General features: G+C 60.1%; 16 protein-coding genes. 11 read left to right on the top strand and 5 right to left on the bottom strand.

Annotated features, from left to right (window positions below; genetic code table 11):
* Positions 1-259 precede the first annotated feature (259 nt).
* The 3 genes from EJA72_RS22725 to EJA72_RS22715 all read left to right on the top strand — a co-directional run bounded on the left by EJA72_RS22725 (position 260) and on the right by EJA72_RS22715 (position 7,000).
* A complete protein-coding gene (locus tag EJA72_RS22725) occupies positions 260-3,535 on the top strand; it encodes a transglutaminase family protein (RefSeq protein WP_178129532.1) in 3,276 nt (1,091 codons plus the stop codon).
* A gap of 88 nt (positions 3,536-3,623) precedes the next feature.
* A complete protein-coding gene (locus EJA72_RS22720) occupies positions 3,624-6,110 on the top strand; it encodes a circularly permuted type 2 ATP-grasp protein (RefSeq protein WP_157713904.1) in 2,487 nt (828 codons plus the stop codon).
* Positions 6,110-7,000 carry a transglutaminase family protein gene (locus EJA72_RS22715; protein WP_157713902.1) on the top strand — a complete coding sequence of 297 codons (891 nt, stop codon included), beginning with the start codon at positions 6,110-6,112 and terminating at the stop codon, positions 6,998-7,000. The genes EJA72_RS22720 and EJA72_RS22715 overlap by 1 nt, the downstream gene beginning before the upstream one ends.
* A gap of 161 nt (positions 7,001-7,161) precedes the next feature.
* Here the strand turns inward: EJA72_RS22715 and EJA72_RS22710 are convergent, their stop codons facing one another.
* On the bottom strand, positions 7,162-7,353 hold the full coding sequence (locus tag EJA72_RS22710) for a hypothetical protein (protein ID WP_157713900.1): 192 nt from the start codon (positions 7,351-7,353) through the stop codon (positions 7,162-7,164).
* 68 nt (positions 7,354-7,421) lie between these two features.
* The gene (locus EJA72_RS22705; RefSeq protein ID WP_157713898.1) at positions 7,422-8,009 is read right to left on the bottom strand and encodes a TIGR00730 family Rossman fold protein; all 588 of its coding nucleotides are present in this window, start codon (positions 8,007-8,009) and stop codon (positions 7,422-7,424) included.
* 343 nt (positions 8,010-8,352) lie between these two features.
* On the opposite strand from EJA72_RS22705, the gene azu reads away from it, so the two are divergent.
* Positions 8,353-8,799 (top strand): azurin, encoded by a 447-nt coding sequence (gene azu, locus EJA72_RS22700; RefSeq protein ID WP_157713896.1) that lies wholly within the window; start codon positions 8,353-8,355, stop codon positions 8,797-8,799.
* 174 nt (positions 8,800-8,973) lie between these two features.
* Here the strand turns inward: azu and nadE are convergent, their stop codons facing one another.
* The 3 genes from nadE to EJA72_RS22685 form a co-directional block, all read right to left on the bottom strand.
* Entirely contained in the window at positions 8,974-9,801 is an 828-nt protein-coding gene (gene nadE / locus EJA72_RS22695) for an ammonia-dependent NAD(+) synthetase (RefSeq protein ID WP_157713894.1), read from the bottom strand.
* Positions 9,802-9,805: 4 nt separating this feature from the next.
* Positions 9,806-11,041 (bottom strand): nicotinate phosphoribosyltransferase, encoded by a 1,236-nt coding sequence (pncB, locus tag EJA72_RS22690; protein ID WP_157713892.1) that lies wholly within the window; start codon positions 11,039-11,041, stop codon positions 9,806-9,808.
* A gap of 216 nt (positions 11,042-11,257) precedes the next feature.
* Positions 11,258-12,169 carry a LysR family transcriptional regulator gene (locus EJA72_RS22685; protein WP_157713890.1) on the bottom strand — a complete coding sequence of 304 codons (912 nt, stop codon included), beginning with the start codon at positions 12,167-12,169 and terminating at the stop codon, positions 11,258-11,260.
* 174 nt (positions 12,170-12,343) lie between these two features.
* Between EJA72_RS22685 and EJA72_RS22680 the strand changes: the two genes are divergently transcribed.
* The 7 genes from EJA72_RS22680 to EJA72_RS22650 all read left to right on the top strand — a co-directional run bounded on the left by EJA72_RS22680 (position 12,344) and on the right by EJA72_RS22650 (position 20,832).
* Positions 12,344-13,834, top strand: coding sequence for an aldehyde dehydrogenase family protein (locus EJA72_RS22680; RefSeq protein WP_157713888.1), 1,491 nt, complete (start codon positions 12,344-12,346; stop codon positions 13,832-13,834).
* Between the two features lie 187 nt (positions 13,835-14,021).
* Positions 14,022-15,305, top strand: a complete 1,284-nt coding sequence (locus tag EJA72_RS22675) for an FAD-binding oxidoreductase (RefSeq protein ID WP_157713886.1) — start codon at positions 14,022-14,024, stop codon at positions 15,303-15,305.
* Between the two features lie 364 nt (positions 15,306-15,669).
* On the top strand, positions 15,670-16,803 hold the full coding sequence (locus EJA72_RS22670) for a branched-chain amino acid ABC transporter substrate-binding protein (protein ID WP_157713884.1): 1,134 nt from the start codon (positions 15,670-15,672) through the stop codon (positions 16,801-16,803).
* Between the two features lie 242 nt (positions 16,804-17,045).
* On the top strand, positions 17,046-17,960 hold the full coding sequence (locus EJA72_RS22665; RefSeq protein WP_059405789.1) for a branched-chain amino acid ABC transporter permease: 915 nt from the start codon (positions 17,046-17,048) through the stop codon (positions 17,958-17,960).
* 3 nt (positions 17,961-17,963) lie between these two features.
* The gene (gene livM, locus EJA72_RS22660) at positions 17,964-19,247 is read left to right on the top strand and encodes a high-affinity branched-chain amino acid ABC transporter permease LivM (RefSeq protein ID WP_157713882.1); all 1,284 of its coding nucleotides are present in this window, start codon (positions 17,964-17,966) and stop codon (positions 19,245-19,247) included.
* Positions 19,244-20,119, top strand: coding sequence for an ATP-binding cassette domain-containing protein (locus tag EJA72_RS22655; RefSeq protein WP_157713880.1), 876 nt, complete (start codon positions 19,244-19,246; stop codon positions 20,117-20,119). Before livM ends, EJA72_RS22655 begins: the two co-directional genes overlap by 4 nt.
* Positions 20,116-20,832: an ABC transporter ATP-binding protein gene (locus tag EJA72_RS22650; protein WP_157713878.1), complete on the top strand. Its 717-nt coding sequence runs from the start codon at positions 20,116-20,118 to the stop codon at positions 20,830-20,832. The genes EJA72_RS22655 and EJA72_RS22650 overlap by 4 nt, the downstream gene beginning before the upstream one ends.
* Positions 20,833-20,975: the final 143 nt, after the last annotated feature.

Here is a 20,975-nt window from a genome sequence, read left to right as displayed (position 1 = left end):
CGAGCAGGCTCACTCCCACAGTGAAATGCGTTCCCCTGTGGGAGCGAGCCTGCTCGCGATGGGGCCGGTACAGCCAATGCAAAAACTGGCAGGCGACCCGCGATCGCAACATTTGCGTGCAACTCTCCCCAATCAATTTCCTGCATCGCCCGATTTTGGTGCTGTACTGCCTCAGGCAACCGAAGAAAGCGCCAGCGCCACTGGATGGCATAAGTCTTGCGCGCTTTCCAATACGCTTAGGGCTCGCAGGAGGCACGCCGTGTCGATTCATGTCGCATTGCACCACGTCACGCATTACCGCTACGACCACGCCGTCGAGCTCGGTCCGCAGATCGTTCGCCTGCGCCCGGCCGCCCACAGCCGCACGCGGATACTGTCCTATGCGCTGAAAGTCTCGCCCGAGCAGCATTTCATCAACTGGCAGCAAGACCCCCAGGGCAACTACCTGGCGCGGTTGGTGTTCCCGGAAAAAACGACGGAGCTGCGGATCGAAGTCGATTTGCTGGCTGAGATGGCGGTCTTCAATCCGTTCGACTTCTTCCTCGAACCCTACGCCGAAAAAATTCCCTTCACCTACGCCTCAGATGAGCGCAAGGAACTGGCGCCGTACCTCGAAACGCTGCCGCTGACGCCCCGGTTCAAGGCTTACCTGGAGGGCATCGACCGTACACCGCTGCCCAGCGTGGATTTCCTCGTCGCACTCAACCAGCGACTCAGCGAAGACATCGGCTACCTGATTCGCATGGAGCCGGGCGTGCAAACGCCGGAACACACCCTCGAACAGGCCTCTGGTTCCTGCCGCGACTCGGCGTGGTTGCTGGTGCAGTTGTTGCGCAACCTCGGGCTGGCGGCGCGGTTCGTCTCTGGCTACCTGATCCAGCTGACCGCCGACGTCAAAAGCCTCGACGGGCCATCGGGCACTGACGTGGACTTCACCGACCTGCACGCCTGGTGCGAGGTCTATTTGCCCGGTGCCGGCTGGATCGGCCTGGACGCGACCTCAGGGCTGTTTGCCGGTGAAGGGCACATTCCGTTGGCATGCAGCCCCGATCCAGGCTCTGCGGCACCGATCAGCGGTCTGGTTGAACCCTGCGAGTGTGAGTTCACCCACGAAATGTCCGTGGAGCGGATTTGGGAAGCGCCCCGCGTCACCAAGCCTTACTCCGAAGACCAATGGCTGGCGATCCAGGCACTTGGCCGACAGATCGATGCCGACTTGCTGGAAGGTGACGTGCGCCTGACGATGGGCGGCGAGCCGACGTTCGTCTCCATCGATGACCCCGACGGCGCCGAGTGGAATACCGCCGCGCTCGGTCCGGACAAGCGTCGTCTGTCCGCCGAGCTGTTCCAGCGCATGCGCAAGCATTACGCGCCCAAAGGGCTGGTGCATTTCGGTCAGGGCAAGTGGTACCCCGGTGAACAACTGCCGCGTTGGTCACTGAACTGCTACTGGCGCCGCGACGGCGTACCGATCTGGCACAACAGCGCGTTGATCGCCGACGAGCAGGAAGACTACGGCGCCGATGGCGCACTGGCCGGACGTTTTCTCGCGAGTGTGGCCGAACGCCTGAAAATTCCGACGCGGTTTGTATTCCCCGCCTACGAAGACAACTTCTATTACCTCTGGCGCGAGGGGACGTTGCCGCAGAACGTCAGCGCCGAAGACTCACGTCTGGAAGAACCGCTGGAACGGGCGCGTTTGCGCAAAGTGTTCAGTCAGGGCCTCGATAAGGTCATCGGCCAGGTGCTGCCACTGGCGCGTACCGCCAAGGGCGATCAATGGCAAAGCGGTCGCTGGTACCTGCGCGATGAGCATTGCCGGTTGGTGCCTGGGGATTCGCCACTGGGTTACCGCTTGCCGCTCGGCTCGCAGCCATGGGTGAAAGCGGCTGAATATCCGTTCATCCATCCCAACGATCCGAACCAGGACTTTCCACCGCTTCCCGACACCATGGCGTTGAACAGTCCAGGTTCACCAGCCGAGGCGGTTGAGCGTGAACCGAAGATCGACGAGTCCGCTGACTGGCTGACTCGCACGGCGTTCTGCGCCGAGGCCAGGGAAGGGCGGTTATACCTGTTCATGCCGCCGCTGGAACGGGTCGAGGACTATCTCGAACTGGTCACCGCCATCGAGGCCACGGCCGAGGAGCTGCGTTGCCCGGTGTTGCTGGAAGGCTATGAGCCGCCGAGCGATCCGCGCCTGAGCAATTTCCGCATCACCCCGGATCCGGGCGTAATTGAAGTCAACGTGCAGCCCTCCGCAACGTGGGACGAATTGGTCGAGCGCACCGAGTTTCTGTACGAAGAAGCGCGCCAGACCCGGCTGACCACCGAGAAATTCATGATCGACGGCCGTCACACCGGCACCGGCGGCGGTAACCATTTCGTACTGGGTGGCGCGACACCGGCAGACTCGCCGTTTCTGCGCCGCCCGGATTTGCTGCGCAGCCTGATCAGCTACTGGCATAACCACCCATCTTTGTCTTACCTGTTCTCCGGATTGTTCATCGGCCCGACCTCTCAGGCGCCGCGTGTCGATGAAGCGCGCAACGATGCGCTGTATGAACTGGAAATCGCCTTCGCCCAGATGCCTGAACCGGGCGAAGAATGCGCGCCGTGGCTGGTGGACCGGCTGTTGCGCAATCTGCTGATCGACGTCACCGGCAACACCCATCGCGCCGAATTCTGCATCGATAAACTCTATTCACCGGACGGTGCGACCGGTCGCCTGGGGCTGCTCGAGTTGCGTGCCTTCGAAATGCCGCCTCATGCGCGCATGAGTCTGGCCCAACAGTTGTTGCTGCGGGCGCTGGTCGCGCGGTTCTGGCGTGAGCCGTATGCGCCGCCGAAACTGGCCCGCTGGGGCACGGAGCTGCACGATCGCTTCCTGTTGCCGCACTTCATTGAACAGGACTTTGCGGATGTGATCGTCGAGCTCAACGCCGCAGGTTATCCCGTGCGCGCCGAGTGGTTCGCGGCGCATCTGGAGTTTCGTTTTCCCAAGGTCGGCGACTACGCCGTCAGTGGCATCGAGCTGGAGTTGCGCCAGGCGCTGGAGCCTTGGCATGTGCTCGGCGAAGAAGGTGCGGTCGGCGGCACGGTGCGTTACGTCGACTCATCCCTTGAGCGGTTACAGGTCAAGCTCAAAGGTCTGCCGCCGCAGCGTTACTTGCTGACGTGCAACGGCGTTCCGGTGCCGCTGCAGCCCACCGGGCGCGTCGGCGAATGTGTGGCCGGCGTGCGATTCCGTGCCTGGCAACCGGCCAACTGCCTGCAACCGACGATTCCTGTGCACGCGCCACTGGTGTTCGACCTGCTCGACACCTGGATGCAACGCTCGCTGGGTGGTTGTCAGTACCACGTCGCCCATCCCGGCGGGCGCAACTACGACAGCTTGCCCGTTAACGCCAATGAGGCCGAGAGCCGGCGAATGGCACGGTTTTTCCGCATCGGACATAGCCCGGGGAAACTGCCTGTACCGATTCTGGACATTAACGACGAGCTGCCGATGACACTCGATTTACGACGTTTCTAAACCGTACGCGACGCTCGGGTTTTTCGTCTATCCGGGCGTCATGAGCCTGCGTTAGTCTGACCGTTCCCTGCTGTCCGCCGAGCTTTCCATGCCTGACCTGCTTGACCGCTACCCGCTGACGGCGGGCACTTATCACGAACTGCTCGACGCCAGCGGAGCCGTGCGCCCGCATTGGCGGCGGTTGTTCGACCAATTGCAACGCAGCACGCCAACGCAATTGGTGCAGCGTCAGGCACTGCTGACCCGGCAGATCCAGGAAAACGGCGTGACCTATAACGTCTACGCCGACCCCAAGGGCGCGGATCGGCCATGGGAACTCGATCTGCTGCCGCATGTGATTGCCGCGGATGAGTGGGCGCAACTGTCAGCCGGGATTGCTCAACGGGCCCGTCTGTTGAACGCCGTGTTGGCGGATCTGTATGGTCCGCAACGCTTGATCGCCGAAGGTCTGCTGCCTGCCGAACTGGTATTCGGCCACAACAACTTCCTTTGGCCCTGTCAGGGCATTACGCCGCCCGACGGGGCCTTTATGCATCTGTATGCGGTGGATCTGGCGCGCACGCCAGACGGTCGCTGGTGGGTCACGGCGGACCGCACTCAAGCGCCGTCCGGCGCGGGCTATGCGCTGGAAAGTCGCACAATCGTGTCCCGGGCCTTTCCCGAGTTGTACCGCGATTTGAAAGTGCAGCACCTGGCCGGTTTTTTCCGCACCCTGCAGGAAACCCTCGCCCGCCAGGCGCCGAGCGACGACGAGGCGCCTTTGGTGGTGTTGCTGACGCCGGGACGTTTCAACGAAAGCTATTTCGAACATCTTTATCTGGCTCGCCAGCTGGGTTATCCGTTGGTGGAGGGCGGCGACCTGACCGTGCGCGATGCCACGGTCTACCTGAAAACCCTCAGCGGATTGCGCCGTGTCCACGCGATCATGCGTCGGCTCGATGACGACTTCTGCGATCCATTGGAGCTGCGCACGGACTCGGCCCTTGGCGTACCGGGCCTGCTCGAAGCCGTACGTCAGGGGCGGGTGCTGGTGGCCAATGCTCTGGGCAGCGGCGTACTGGAGTCGCCGGGGCTGTTGGGCTTTCTGCCGAGGATCAATCAGTTCCTTTTCGGTGAGGAACTGATTTTGCCGTCCATCGCAACGTGGTGGTGTGGCGAGGCGCCGGTGCTGGCGCAGGCCTTGGAAAAACTGCCGGAATTGCTGATTAAACCCGCGTTTCCCTCGCAAAGCTTCGCGCCTGTATTTGGCCGTGATTTGAGTGAAAAACAGCGTCAATCCCTCGCAGAGCGCATGCAGGCTCGACCGTACGCGTATGTCGCGCAAGAACTCGCACAGCTTTCCCAAGCGCCGGTCTGGCAGGCCGAGGACGGGCAGTTGCAACCTCGGGCGATTGGCATGCGTGTGTATGCGGTGGCCAGTCGCGAAGGTTACCGGGTGTTGCCCGGCGGCCTGACCCGGGTGGCCGCTGAAGCGGATGCCGAAGTGGTGTCGATGCAGCGCGGTGGCGCGAGCAAAGATACTTGGGTCCTCGGTGAGCACGCGCCCAGCGGCGAGCAGTGGAAAGCCCAGCGCAATATAGGCGTTCACGATCTAGTGCGGCGCGATCCGTATCTACCTTCGCGGGTGGTGGAAAACCTGTTCTGGTTCGGCCGGTATTGCGAGCGCTGCGATGACAGCGCGCGTTTGTTGCGAATCATGCTCGCGCGCTATGTCGATGGCGATGACCCGCAAGCCTTGCAGGCGGCAGTCGATCTCGGCGAGCGGCTGATGTTGCTGCCCGATGAAGGGGAGCTGCCCGAGCGTCTGCTGGCGGCGCTGCTCGGTGATGACTGGCCGTTCAGCCTGCGTTCCAACCTGCAGCGTTTGCAGTGGGCCGCTTCTCAGGTGCGCGGCAAACTTTCCCGGGAAAACTGGCAGGCGCTGGTCGAGTTGCAGCGCGAAGCCATGGAACTGGAAACCGAAGAGCCGGATTTCGGCGAGTTGCTGGATTTTCTCAACCGCTTGGTCATGTCCCTGGCGGCGCTGTCCGGTTTTGCCCTGGACGACATGACCCGGGACGAAGGCTGGCGCTTCCTGATGACCGGTCGGCGGATCGAGCGACTGCAGTTTTTAAGTGGCAGCCTGGCGGCGTTCCTGCGTGGGGCTGGCGCATTCGATCAGGCCGGGCTGGAATGGCTGCTGGAACTGGGTAACAGCAGCATCACTTACCGTTCGCGGTACCTGGCGGTGGCACAGTTGCTTCCGGTGCTCGACCTGTTGCTGCTCGACGAGCAAAACCCCCATGCCGTGTTGTTCCAGTTGAAACTGGTGAACCGCACCCTGAAACGGTTGAACGATGACTTCGGGGTGCCTCGCGAAGCGGGGTTGCCACAGCTGGTGGAGCGCCTGGCGCGCTTCGATCTGGGTTGCCTGGAGAACTCGCTGTTCGGCGAAGCCAGCGTTCGTGCAGCCATCGACGGTTTGGCCAATTTACTGCAAGAGATCGCCGATGCCAGCGGTCAGGTGTCGGATCGCCTGGCGCTGCGCCATTTCGCGCATGTCGATGATGTCAGCCAGCGTACGGTGTCCGTCTGATGAGCGCCCATTACCAGATTTTCCACGACACCCATTATCACTACGACAGCCCGGTGTCCCTCGCGCAGCAACTGGCGCACCTGTGGCCTCGTCCCTGCGCCTGGCAGCGCTGTTCTGCCCGGCAATTGCAGATCAGCCCGGACCCGACGTCGCGGCGCGACGAATTGGACGTGTTCGGCAATCCGCTGACGCGGCTGGCGTTCGAGCGGCCGCACGATGAGTTGCTGGTCAACGCCAGCCTCACGGTCGAAGTGCTGGCCAGGCCTACCCTGGACTTCAATAAATCACCGGCATGGGAAGAGACCCGCAATGCGCTGACCTACAGTGGTCTGCCGGTGTCTGCTGAATTGCTGGAAGCCAGTCGTTACCGGTTCGAATCGCCCTATGTGCATTTGAAGCGCAATTTCGTCGAGTTTTCCCACAGCTGCTTTTCGCCTGGCCGACCGTTGTTGTTCGGGGTACAGGCGCTGATGGAGAAGATTTTCAGCGAGTTCACCTTCGATGCCGAGGCGACTCAAGTGGCGACACCCTTGGTGGAAGTGTTGGAGCGGCGGCGTGGGGTCTGTCAGGACTTTGCGCACTTGATGTTGGCGTGTGTGCGTTCCCGAGGGTTGGCAGCTCGTTACATCAGTGGTTACCTGCTGACTCAGCCACCACCGGGGCAGCCACGGCTGATCGGCGCCGATGCTTCGCACGCCTGGGTTTCGGTGTATTGCCCTGTGTTGGGGTGGGTGGATTTTGATCCGACCAACAACGTGCAGCCGGCACTCGAACACATCACCTTGGCCTGGGGGCGGGATTTCTCTGATGTTTCGCCGCTGCGGGGGGTGATTCTGGGGGGCGGCAACCATGATCCCGAAGTCCGGGTCACCGTGATGCCACTGGATTAACAAAGATCCACCCTGTAGGAGCGAGCATGCTCGCGATGGACGTCAACGATGACGCGCCCTGTCTGGAAAAACGCGCTGTCTTTGATATCTTCGCGAGCAAGCTCGCTCCTACAAGGACACAGATCCGGTGGGCCTGATCAGATCATCGGGCCCTGAGGGTCTCAGGCGTCGGGGGCCTGATCTTTCGGTGCATCAACATCACTTTCTGCGGCCACTTCACCTTCTGCATCGGGGTTCAGTGCGGCGGCATCTTCTTCAGCTGTAGCTTTCTTGCGCTGAAGCTTTTCCTCTTTCTTCTGCTCCTTGGCCAAGTCTCTCTGACGTTTGGCGAAGGAATAATTAGGTTTAGCCATGGGCGATCCTCTTGGGTCGAAGGTGAGGTTGAGCGGCGCATATTCTGCCCTGTATCGGTGCCGAGCCGTTAGCTGGGTTTTTGCTCGGCCCATTTTGGCTGTACCGACGGCTGCCAGGCGTCCAGTGCATTGAGCAGGGTGTGCGGCGATCCGCTCACTTGCAGCATGTCACGGTGTGGTTCGCGAACGAAGCCTTCGCCGACGATATGATCGAGAAAAGCGGTCAACTTGCTGTAGAAACCGTTCACTTCCAGCAGCCCCAGCGGTTTGCCGTGGTAGCCGAGTTGGCCCCAGGTCCAGACTTCAAACAGTTCTTCCAGGGTGCCCAGGCCACCGGGCAGCGCGATGAATGCGTCGCTGAGCTCGGCCATTCGAGCCTTGCGCGCGTGCATGCCATCGACCACTTCCAGGCGAGTCAGGCCGCTGTGGCCGATTTCCTTGTCTTTCAGGCTTTGCGGGATGATCCCGATCACCTCGCCACCCGCCGCCAGTGCGGCATCGGCCACGATCCCCATCAGCCCGACGGCGCCGCCGCCATAGACTAACGTCAGCTTACGCTCGGCCAATGCGCTCCCGAGAGCCACGGCCGCTTCACGATAAGCCGGGTTGGTGCCAGTGCTGGCACCGCAAAATACACAAACGGACGCTAAAGACATGCCTTACTCCATGGTCAGGATGGTCACAGAGTAAAGGCTGGGGCGCGGTGCTCCAAGGTCTAAACTTCGCGCTGGGGCGTTTCATAGGTACCACTGGCGCCGCAGGCGTAAGCGGCAAGCAAACTGCACAAAAGACTGTTGATGAACATGACAGACGCTCCTCACATGGGATGATGATTAGAGGATAGGGCCGCTCCAGACGTCTGGCTGGTAGATTGTTTCGATGGGTGTCATAGCTTGAAAGTTGTATACAATTTTTGATGCAAGTCATAGGAACTTGCGAAGTTTTCAGGCAGTCTTCTGTCCATTCGCACTTTTGTTAACCAAGCCTTGGAGATTCACCATGTTTGCCAAACTTGTTGCGGTATCCCTGCTGACACTGGCCAGCAGTCAATTGATGGCTGCCGAGTGCAAGACCACTATCGACTCCACAGATCAGATGTCCTTCAACACCAAGGCCATTGAAATCGACAAAAGCTGCAAGACCTTCACCGTAGAACTGACCCACTCCGGCAACCTGCCGAAAAACGTGATGGGCCATAACTGGGTGCTCAGCAAAGAAGCTGACATGCAGCCGATCGCCACCGACGGCCTGAGCGCCGGCATCGACAAGAACTACTTGAAAGAAGGCGACGCGCGCGTCATCGCTCACACCAAAATCATCGGCGCCAATGAAACCGACTCGGTGACCTTTGATGTGTCGAAGCTGGATGCTGCCGAGAAGTACGGCTTCTTCTGCTCGTTCCCGGGCCACATCTCGATGATGAAAGGCACGGTTACCCTGAAGTAAGCAAATCGCGCCCATGAAAAAAGCGTCCATGTCGGACGCTTTTTTTGTGCCTGGCTTTTGACCAAGTCATCGTTCATCGCGAGCAGGCTCGCTCCCACATTGGATCTGTGATCGACAGAGGATCCTGTGGGAGCGAGCCTGCTCGCGATGGCGTCAGTGCAGACACCCATAAACTCAAGGCGCGAACGGCATCACACGCTTGTGATGAGTTTTCCTGTACGTGTCGCAGATGATTTTGAACGCTTCCTCGCGCACCGGTTCGCCGTGCAGAAACGCGTCGATCTCGGCATAAGTCACGCCATGGGACGCTTCGTCCGGTTTCCCCGGCGACAAGTCTTCCAGGTCGGCCGTAGGGATTTTTTCCACCAGCGACTCAGGCGCACCAAAGCTGCGGGCGATGTCCCGGACCTGATTCTTCACCAGGCCGCTCAACGGGGCCAGGTCGCAAGCACCATCGCCAAACTTGGTGAAAAAACCCATCACCGCTTCCGCCGCGTGGTCGGTGCCGATCACCAGGCCCTGCGCTGCCCCGGCGATGGTGTACTGGGCAACCATGCGCATCCGCGCCTTGGTGTTGCCGAGTACGAAATCCACTGAGACCGCGTGTTTGCCTTCGAACGCTGCGACTTCGTTGGCCAGGGACTTGACCGCCGGGCCGATGTTGACCGTGTGACGCTCATCCGGGGCAATGAAATCCACAGAAGCCTGTGCGTCGTGCTCATCGAACTGGGTTTCGTACGGCAGGCGCACGGCGATGAACTTGTAGCTGTCATCACCGGTGCTGGCGCGCAGTTCGCGCATGGCGCGCTGGGCCAGCAGGCCGGCGGTCAGCGAATCAACGCCGCCGCTGATGCCCAGCACCAGCGTCTTGAGCCCGGAATTGACCAGACAATCCTGGATGAAGCTGATGCGTCGGGCCACTTCCGCTGCGAGGGCGGCGTGGTCGGCAAACGGCGGTTGAACCTTGAGCTGCTCGGCAATCTCACGCTGTACGGCTTGCATGAATTCACTCCTTGCTGGAAATACTGGGTGTGCTGGAAAGGGCGGCAGGTACTTTGAAAACATGTCGCAAATAAGCGACGAAATTCGGGTCTTTGCAGTGAGTCTTGCCAGGCTCATCGGAAATCTTTGCCACGGGTTGACCGTTGCAGGCCGCCATTTTAAGCACGATGCTCATCGGTTCGACACCCGGAATATCGCACGTCAGGTTGGTGCCGATACCAAAGCTGACATTGATCCGACCGCGTAACGCCCGAAATATCTCAAGAGACTTGGGCAGCGTCAGGCTGTCGGAGAACACCAGCGTCTTGCTCATCGGGTCGATGCCAAGCTTGTGGTAGTGCGCGATGGCCTTTTCCGCCCAAAGCACGGGATCACCGGAGTCATGCCGCAGGCCGTCAAACAGCTTGGCGAAATACAGATCGAAATCGCTGAGAAAGGCATCGGTAGTGATGCAGTCAGTGAGGGCGATCCCCAGCAATCCACGGTATTCGCGAACCCAGCAATCGAGTGCGGCAATCTGGCTGTCGATCAATCGGGGGCCGAGTTGCTGGTGCGCCATGATCCATTCGTGGGCCATGGTGCCCAGCGGCTTCATGTCCAGTTCCCGCGACAGATGAACGTTGCTGGTACCGACGAAACGCCCGGGGAAGTCGTGCTTGAGCACATTCACCACTTCTTCCTGCACGCGGTACGAAAAGCGCCGACGCGTGCCGAAATCGGCGACCTGCAACTCGGACAATTCTTCGCTGCTGGCGTTGGCGGTCAACCAGTCGAACTTGCGATAGAGCTGCTCGCGGGCCTGCCCCAGGACGACTTCCCGGTAGCGATAGCGGTTGCGCACCTCGCTGACGATGGACAGCAGCGGCACTTCGAACAGGATCACATGCAACCACGGCCCGCGCAGACGGATGAACAACTCGCCGTTTTCGATTCCGGTGTGGACGTAACGCAGGTTGAAGCGGAACAACCCGAGAAAACGCAGGAAGTCCGGCTTCATGAAGCTGATGCGCTCCATGAAATTCAACTGGTCGGCGGTCAGGCTCAACTCGGCCAGGCGCTCGATCTGAAAACGGATCTCCGCCAGGTACGGGCGCAAATCCTCACTGTTACGGCAACGAAACTCCCATTCGACTTCTACGTTCGGGTAGTTATGCAGCACCGCCTGCATCATCGTCAGTTTGTAGAAGTCGGTGTCGAGCAGGTTCTGCACGATGCGATCGGCAAACACATTCTCGCTCATAACGGGGTTCTCCAGACGGGCCGCGGCTCAGCGCGATATCAATCATTGGCGCTAGTGGCGCATATCGATGGTGAGGATTGCCAGCGATTTTTTAGACCGCAGCAGATCCCTGTGGGAGCGAGCCTGCTCGCGATGGCGGTGTCAAATTCAACATCCATATTGACTGTGCCACCGCTATCGCGAGCAGGCTCGCTCCCACAGGGTTTGTGTGAAATCTTAAATTTGCGGTGCATCCGGGCTATCAATCTGCTCCAGCATCCACTTCACAAAGTCCCGGACCTTGGGCACTTCCGCCGAATGCTCCGGGTAGGCCAGGTAATAGGCATCGCTGCTCGGCATCGCATGCTTCCAGGGAATGACCAGTTTGCCGTCGGCCAATTCCTCTTCCACCAGAAACCGCGGCAACAGCGCTACGCCGCAGCCGACCTGGGCCGCGCGGATACACATGTAGAAGGTTTCGAAGCGCGGGCCGTGGTAGCTGTGCTCGGTGTGGTAGCCCTGACTGTCGAACCAGTCGTGCCAGGCCTGAGGGCGTGAGGCGTTTTGCAGGAGGACCAGGTCGGTGAGCTGGGTCGGATCGGTGAACGGCTTCTCCGGCAGGCTGCCGGGAGCACAGACGGGCACCAGTTCTTCGCTGAACAGCTTCAGGCATTCAGTGCCGGGGCGTGATCCCTGGCCGAAGTAGAAGGCCAGGTCGCTGCGGCCTTGCAGCAGATCGTCGGCTTCCTGCTCGCTGCACAGGTCCAGGTGGATCGACGGGTGGCGCAGGCGCCAGCCTTTCAGGCGGGGTACCAGCCAGCGTGCGCCAAAGGTTGGCGGCGTGGACACGCGCAATACTTCGGTGTCACCGCCGTAGGAACGCAGGTAATGGGTCGACATCTCAACCTGTGTGAGGATTTTTCGTACTTCCACCAGGTACAGATCGCCGGCCGGGGTCATTTGCAGGCGTCGGCGCACCCGGCGAAACAACAAGTGCTGCAACAACTCTTCCAGTTGCGCGACCTGTTTGCTGACCGCGCTCTGGGTCAGGTTCAGCTCTTCGGCGGCCCGTGTGAAACTCAAATGCCGGGTCACGGCCTCGAAACACTGCAGGGCAGTGATCGACGGCAGGTAGCGTTTATTCAGCATGGGGTGTCCTTTTTCTTGTTTCTTTCTTACCAGCAATTCGCAGCATGAATAAACGGAATGATATCTCTCTTAAAGGTCGTTTGTTGGGTAACCTCCAGAGCGCTAAAACTACAGGTCTGATCAGCCGTGTCATGACGGCTGCACGATTTCTGTTTTTTGCTTGAGGAGTGACCCATGGTTGCCGCATTGCTTGATCGTCTTGGTGTGAACCCGGCCCTGTACCAGAACGGCAAAGTGCCGGTGCATTCGCCGATCGATGGCAGCCAGATTGCCGCCGTGAACTGGGAAGGTGCCGCCGAAGTCGAGCAGCACATCAGTCGTGCCGATCATGCGTTCGAACTGTGGCGCAAGGTCCCGGCGCCACGCCGTGGCGAGCTGGTGCGTCAACTGGGCGACATTTTGCGCGAATACAAGGCCGACCTCGGCGAGCTGGTGTCCTGGGAAGCGGGCAAGATCACTCAGGAAGGCCTGGGTGAAGTTCAGGAAATGATCGATATCTGCGATTTCGCCGTCGGTCTGTCCCGTCAACTGTACGGCTTGACCATCGCGTCCGAGCGTCCTGGCCACCACATGCGCGAAACCTGGCACCCGCTGGGCGTCGTCGGTGTGATCAGCGCGTTCAACTTCCCGGTGGCGGTCTGGGCCTGGAACACCACGCTGGCGCTGGTTTGCGGCAACCCGGTGATCTGGAAACCGTCGGAAAAAACCCCGTTGACCGCACTGGCCTGCCAGGCGTTGTTTGACCGTGTGCTGAAAAACTTCAGCGACGCGCCTCCGCACCTGAGCCAAGTGATCATCGGCGGTCGCGACGCTGGCGAAGCGCTGGTGGATGACCCGCGTGTCGCGCTGATCAGCGCCACCGGCAGCACCCGCATGGGGCGTGAAGTGGCGCCGAAAATCGCCGCACGTTTCGCTCGCAGCATTCTCGAGCTCGGCGGCAACAACGCGATGATCCTCGGTCCAAGCGCCGACCTGGACATGGCCGTTCGCGCCATCCTGTTCAGCGCCGTCGGCACGGCTGGCCAGCGATGCACCACCCTGCGTCGCCTGATTGCCCATGAGTCGGTGAAGGAAGAAATCGTTACCCGCCTCAAGGCTGCCTATTCCAAAGTTCGCATCGGTCACCCGCTTGAGGGCAACCTGATCGGCCCGCTGATCGACAAACACAGCTTCGACAACATGCAGGACGCGCTGGAACAGGCGTTGAGCGAAGGCGGCCGGGTATTCGGCGGCAAGCGTCAGCTGGAAGACAAATTCCCTAATGCTTACTACGTTGCGCCGGCCATTGTTGAAATGCCGGAGCAAAGCGAAGTGGTGTGCCACGAAACCTTCGCGCCGATCCTGTACGTGGTCGGTTACAAGGATTTCGATGACGCCCTGCGCCTGAACAACGCCGTGCCACAAGGCCTGTCGTCCTGCATTTTCACCACAGACGTGCGTGAAGCCGAGCAGTTCATGTCGGCGGTCGGCAGCGACTGCGGCATCGCCAACGTCAACATCGGCCCGAGCGGCGCGGAAATCGGCGGCGCGTTTGGCGGCGAGAAAGAAACCGGCGGCGGCCGTGAGTCGGGCTCCGATGCATGGCGCGGTTACATGCGTCGTCAGACCAACACCGTGAACTATTCGCTGGAGTTGCCGTTGGCGCAGGGGATCACGTTCGACTGATATTCGGGTTGAATGAAAATCCCCTTGTAGGAGCGAGCTTTTGTGGCGAGGGGATTTATCCCCGTTGGGCTGCGAAGCGGCCCCAAAAAATGGGACTGCTACGCAGTCCAACGGGGATAAATCCCCTCGCCACAGAGTTCATCCACATTGATCTGTGTGTTGGTTAGGTTTCTGTTGGAGTCTGGCAATGCCGTTACGCGAAGAGTGTCTGTGGGAAAAACTGACGCCGCAAAGGCCCGATAATGCGGCGCTCAAGGGCGAGGTAACGGTTGATGTCTGCGTCGTCGGCGCCGGATTTACCGGGTTGTCGGCGGCGGTGCATCTGCTGGAACAAGGCAAAACCGTTTGCGTGCTGGAAGCACACCGCGCCGGTCATGGTGGTTCGGGGCGCAACGTCGGGCTGGTCAACGCCGGGATGTGGATTCCACCGGACGAGATAGAAGCCGGGTTTGGCGAAGCGGTCGGCAGTCAGCTCAACCGCATGCTGGGCGCCGCGCCGTCGCTGGTGTTCAGCCTTGTGGACAAGTACAACATCGATTGCCAGTTGCGCCGCGAAGGTACGCTGCACATGGCGCACAACGCCCGTGGCGAAGCCGATCTGCGCAGTCGCGAAGAACAGTGGAAACGTCGCGGGGCACCGGTCGAGCTGTTGACCGGAAAAGCCTGCGAACAGGCGACGGGCACCCAGAAAATCGCTGCTGCGCTGCTCGACAAGCGTGCTGGCACGCTCAACCCAATGGCTTACACCACGGGGTTGGCCAAAGCGGCCATCGGCCTCGGCGGTCAGTTGTTCGATCACTCTCCGGTGACCCGCCTCGAACGTCAGGGCCCGAAATGGTCCGTCCAGACCGCGCAGGGTTCGGTGCTGGCCGAGAAGGTGGTCATTGCCTCCAACGCCTACACGGAAGGCGACTGGACCGAGTTGCGGCGTAATTTTTTCCCCGGTTACTACTACCAGGTCGCGTCGGTTCCGCTGACCGAAGACGCGGCACAGCAAATCCTGCCCGGCGGCCAGGGTTCCTGGGACACTCGCCAGGTCCTCAGCAGCATTCGTCGCGATCAGGACGGGCGCCTGCTGCTGGGCAGCCTCGGCAATGGCAATCAGAAACCGGCCTGGTTCCTGAAGGCCTGGGCCGACCGGGTGCAGCAGCACTATTTTCCGTACCTGAAACCGGTGGAGTGGGAATGCACCTGGACTGGTTGCATTGCGTTCACCCCTGATCATTTGATGCGACTGTTCGAGCCGGCGCCCGGCTTGGTGGCCGTCACCGGTTACAACGGACGCGGTGTGACGACGGGTACAGTGGTCGGCAAAGCCTTTGCCGACTACTTGTGTAACGGAAATCCTCAGGCCTTGCCAATCCCTTTTGCACCGATGCAGCCGCTCGCAGGGGTGGGTTTGCGCAGCTGTTTGTATGAGGCCGGATTCTCGCTGTATCACGCAGGCCAGTGCTTGCGGATCGTCATCTGATTGTTGAAATTTGTTGCGGAAAGCGGCGCTTTTCGGCGCAGCGACTAGCCTGTGTATGGTGCGGGTTGTAGCAGTCCCGCACCAGCAGTGTGCACTTCGGTGACGCACGTTGTTACAGGCTGGTTGCACGCCGTTTAGCGCCGCGGTTGCAATGATGGCGCAGGAGGGTTGCGCCTTTTAAAATAAATGGTTTCACCTTCCGCGGTTTAGACGGTTGCACGCCCAATGAAAATGGGAACAAAACAGTCGAAATAACAATAAAGCAGCGACTTTTTTCAGAATAAAAAACCGATGGCACGGCCCTTGCTCTGAGCATTCAGTGAAGTCGCAGTGCCAACTAAAAAAAACCTTGGAGCACCACCTCATGTCCCAGACGTTTTACAAGAAAGGCTTTCTGGCCCTCGCAGTGGCAGCTGCGTTGGGTGTTTCTGCGTTTGCACAGGCTGATGTGAAAATCGGTGTGGCCGGTCCGATGACGGGCGCCAACGCCGCATTCGGCGAGCAGTACATGAAGGGTGCACAGGCTGCAGCCGACGCGGTGAACGCGGCGGGCGGCGTCAACGGGGAAAAAATCGTACTGGTCAAGGGCGATGACGCCTGCGAACCGAAGCAGGCTGTGACGGTCGCCAAGGACCTGACCAACCAGAAAGTTGCCGGCGTCGTCGGTCACTTCTGCTCGTCGTCGACCATTCCGGCTTCCGAGATCTACGACGAAGCGGGCATCATCGCAATCACTCCAGGTTCCACCAACCCACAAGTGACCGAACGCGGCCTGAGCGCCATGTTCCGTATGTGCGGGCGTGACGACCAGCAAGGCATAGTGGCCGGCGACTACATCGTCGACGTGCTCAAGGGCAAGAAAGTTGCCGTGCTGCACGACAAGGACACCTACGGCCAAGGCCTGGCGGATGCCACCAAGGCTCAACTGGTCAAGCGCGGCGTGACGCCAGTGCTGTATGAAGGCCTGACCCGCGGTGAGAAAGACTTCAGCGCCGTAGTGACCAAGATCCGTGCGGCCGGTGCCGACGTGGTCTACTTCGGCGGCCTGCACCCGGAAGCCGGTCCACTGGTTAAACAACTGCGTACCGAAGGCCTGAAAGACGTGAAATTCATGTCCGACGACGGCATCGTGACCGACGAACTGGTAACCACCGCTGGCGGCCCGCAATACGTTGACGGCGTCCTGATGACCTTCGGCGCCGACCCACGCCTGCTGCCAGACAGCAAGACCGTGGTAGACGCTTTCCGTAAGGCTGGCACCGAGCCAGAAGGCTACACCCTGTACGCCTACGCTTCGGTCCAGACCTTGGCGGCTGCCTTCAACGGCGCCAAGTCCAACAAGGGTGAAGACGCAGCCAAATGGCTGAAATCGCACCCGGTCAAAACCGTGATGGGCGAGAAGACCTGGGACGCCAAGGGCGACTTGAAAATCTCCGACTACGTGGTTTACCAGTGGGACAAGGACGGCAAATACCACCAACTGGAAAAACAGAAGTGATATGAGCGTGTAGCCGGCCTGTGGCGAGGGAGCTTGCTCCCGCTGGACTGCGTAGCGGTCCTTAATAAGGGGACGCTTCGCGCCCCAGCGGGAGCAAGCTCCCTCGCCACAAAGATCGAGTGCACCTTTAACTCGTCTGTCTTTTCTCGTAGAGCTGCACACAAGCGTGTTGCGCGGGTGGCTGAACCCCGGTCCGTCGCACCCGGCTTCTGTGCAGTCTCTCAAATGCGTGAGATTGCGTTATGGATGGTATTTTCCTGCAGCAACTGGTCAACGGCCTGACCCTCGGGTCGGTCTATGGCCTGATCGCCATCGGCTACACAATGGTTTATGGCATCATCGGCATGATCAACTTCGCCCATGGCGAGGTTTATATGATTTCTGCGTACCTCGCGGCGATCAGTCTGGCTCTGCTGGCATACTTCGGTATCGAATCCTTCCCTCTGCTGATGCTCGGCACACTGGTCTTCACCATCGTCGTTACGGCGGTGTATGGCTGGGTCATCGAGCGTGTTGCCTACAAACCGCTACGCAACTCCACACGACTGGCACCGCTGATCAGCGCCATCGGTATCTCGCTGATCCTGCAAAACTATGCACAGATCGCCCAGGGCGCCCGTCAACAAGGCGTTCCAACATTGCTTACCGGCGCATGGCGCGTTGAAGTCGGGACCGGCTTCGTCCAGCTCACCTACACCAAGATCTTCATCCTGGTCGCCGCGTTTGCCGGGATGGCCCTGCTGACCTACGTCATCAAGTACACCAAGCTCGGCCGCATGTGCCGCGCGACCCAGCAAGACCGCAAGATGGCTTCGATCCTCGGGATCAACACCGACCGCGTGATCTCTTACGTGTTCATCATCGGTGCAGCGATGGCGGCCCTGGCTGGCGTGCTGATCACCATGAACTACGGCACGTTCGACTTCTACGCCGGCTTCGTCATTGGCATCAAGGCCTTCACCGCGGCGGTACTCGGCGGGATCGGCTCGCTGCCTGGCGCGATGCTTGGCGGGATCATTCTCGGGATCTCCGAGTCGCTGTTCTCTGGTCTGGTGAACTCGGACTACAAAGACGTTTTCAGCTTCTCGCTGCTCGTTCTCGTTCTGGTCTTTCGGCCCCAAGGCCTGCTCGGCCGTCCTCTTGTGTCGAAGGTGTAAGCGATGTCTTCAACCACTAAAAAAACCATTGATGTCAAAAGAAGCCTGGTTGACGCGATTCTTGCCGGTCTTGTCGCCCTGATTGTGTTCGGTCCGATTGTCGGCGTGGTCCTCGACGGCTACGGCTTCAACCTGGAACCGACTCGCGTGGCGTGGATTGTCGCCATCGTCATGGCCGGTCGCTTTGCCCTGAGCCTGTTCCTGCAAACCCCCAAGGGCCTGAAAATCCTCGAAGGCTTTGAAACCACCGGTTCCGGGGTTCATGTACTGCCGCCCGATTACAAATCCCGGCTGCGCTGGATCATCCCGTTGATGATCGTCATTGCCGTGGTGTTCCCGTTTTTCTCCAACTCCTACCTGCTGGGCGTGGTCATCCTCGGGTTGATCTACGTGCTGTTGGGCCTGGGCCTGAACATCGTGGTCGGCCTCGCCGGCCTGCTCGACCTGGGTTACGTGGCGTTTTATGCCATCGGCGCCTATGGACTGGCGCTCGGTTATCAATACCTGGGCCTGGGGTTCTGGACCGTACTGCCGCTGGCGGCGATCACGGCGGGGCTGGCCGGTTGCATCCTCGGTTTCCCGGTACTGCGACTGCACGGTGACTACCTGGCGATCGTGACCCTGGGCTTCGGTGAAATCATCCGGCTGATCCTCAACAACTGGTTGTCGCTGACGGGGGGCCCGAACGGCATGCCGGCACCGCTGCCGACCTTCTTCGGCCTGGAATTCGGCAAACGGGCAAAGGACGGTGGCATCCCGTTCCATGAGTTTTTCGGCATCGCCTACAACCCGGACGTGAAGTACTACTTCATCTATGCGGTGTTGTTCCTGGTGGTGCTGGCCGTGCTGTACATCAAGCATCGCTTGACCCGTATGCCGGTCGGTCGCGCCTGGGAAGCGCTGCGTGAAGATGAAATCGCTTGCCGCTCCATGGGCCTGAACCACGTGCTGGTCAAACTCTCGGCATTCACCATCGGTGCATCGACGGCCGGTCTGGCGGGTGTGTTCTTCGCCACGTACCAAGGCTTCGTCAACCCGACCTCGTTCACCTTTTTCGAGTCGGCATTGATTCTGGCCATCGTGGTGCTCGGCGGCATGGGTTCGACCATTGGCGTGGTGATCGCGGCGTTCGTGCTGACGGTTGCCCCGGAACTGCTGCGTGGCTTCGCCGAATACCGCGTATTGCTGTTCGGCATCCTGATGGTGTTGATGATGATCTGGCGACCGCGCGGCCTGATTCGGATCAGCCGTACCGGTGTGACCCCGCGTAAAGGAGTAGCGCCATGAGCGAAGTCGTACTCTCGGTCGAGAAACTGATGATGCACTTCGGCGGCATCAAGGCATTGAGCGATGTCAGCCTCAAAGTCCACCGCAACTCGATCTTCGCCCTGATCGGCCCCAACGGTGCCGGCAAAACCACGGTGTTCAACTGCCTGACGGGCTTCTACAAGGCCTCGGGCGGCAAGATCGAACTCAACGTACGTGGCGAACGGACCAACGTCATCAAGCTGCTGGGCGAATCGTTCAAGCCGACTGATTTTGTCTCGCCAAAATCCTTCGCCAGCCGACTGTTCTACAAGGCGTTTGGCGGCACCCACCTGGTGAACCGGGCAGGGCTGGCGCGGACCTTCCAGAACATTCGCCTGTTCAAGGAAATGTCGGTGCTGGAAAACCTGCTGGTTGCCCAGCATATGTGGGTCAATCGCAACATGCTGGCCGGCATTCTCAACACCAAGGGCTACCGCAAGGCCGAAAGCGATGCGCTGGATCACGCCTTCTACTGGCTGGAAGTCGTGGACCTGGTGGACTGCGCCAACCGTCTCGCCGGTGAACTGTCCTACGGCCAGCAGCGCCGCCTGGAAATCGCCCGGGCCATGTGCACGCGGCCGCAGATCATCTGCCTCGACGAACCGGCCGCAGGCCTCAACCCTCAGGAAACCGAAGCGCTGAGCGCAATGATCCGGCTGCTGCGTGACGAGCACGATTTGACCGTGGTGTTGATCGAACACGACATGGGCATGGTCATGAGTATTTCCGACCACATCGTGGTGCTGGACCACGGCATCGTTATTGCCGAGGGCGGCCCCGATGCGATTCGAAACGATCCGAAAGTGATTGCGGCCTATCTGGGCGCGGATGAAGAGGAAGTGGTGCTATGAGTCAACCCATCCTCGAACTCAAGGAACTGGATGTGTTTTACGGGCCGATCCAGGCCCTGAAGAAAGTGTCGCTGCACATCAATGAAGGTGAGACCGTCAGCCTTATCGGCTCCAATGGTGCCGGCAAGTCGACCCTGCTGATGTCGATCTTCGGTCAGCCGCGGGCGGCGGACGGTCAGATCGTCTATCAGGGTGTGGACATCACGCACAAATCGTCCCACTACATCGCGTCTAACGGCATCGCACAATCGCCGGAAGGCCGGCGGGTATTCCCCGACATGACCGTCGAGGAAAACTTGCTGATGGGCACCATTCCCATCGGTGACAAATACGCCACCGAGGACATGCAGCGCATGTTCGAGCTGTTTCCACGGCTCAAGGAACGGCGCACCCAACGGGCCATGACCATGTCTGGCGGTGAGCAGCAAATGCTCGCCATCGCCCGTGCATTGATGAGCCGTCCAAAGCTGCTGTTGCTCGATGAGCCGAGCCTTGGGCTGGCGCCGATCGTGGTGAAGCAGATCTTCGCGACCCTGCGCGAGCTGGCGAGCACCGGGATGACCATCTTCCTGGTCGAGCAGAACGCCAACCACGCCTTGAAGCTGTCGGACCGGGCCTACGTGATGGTCAACGGCGAAATACGCCTCACGGGCACTGGCAAGGAGCTGCTGGTCAACGAGGAGGTGCGTAACGCTTATCTCGGCGGGCATTGATGCCTGTTGAAATGCCTAAAGCCCCGACGAGCAATCGCCGGGGCTTTTTTACATCCCGATTTCAACACCAGACCCTGTGGGAGCGAGCCTGCTCGCGATGGCGGTGGGTCAGTCACCGCGATGCTGACTGTAACGCCGCCATC

The sequence above is a fragment of the Pseudomonas sp. PB120 genome (genome assembly GCF_009761815.1).
Lineage (GTDB): Bacteria > Pseudomonadota > Gammaproteobacteria > Pseudomonadales > Pseudomonadaceae > Aquipseudomonas.
Note: the sequence above shows the minus strand (reverse complement) of the source record. Positions and strands in the feature narration are given on the sequence as shown.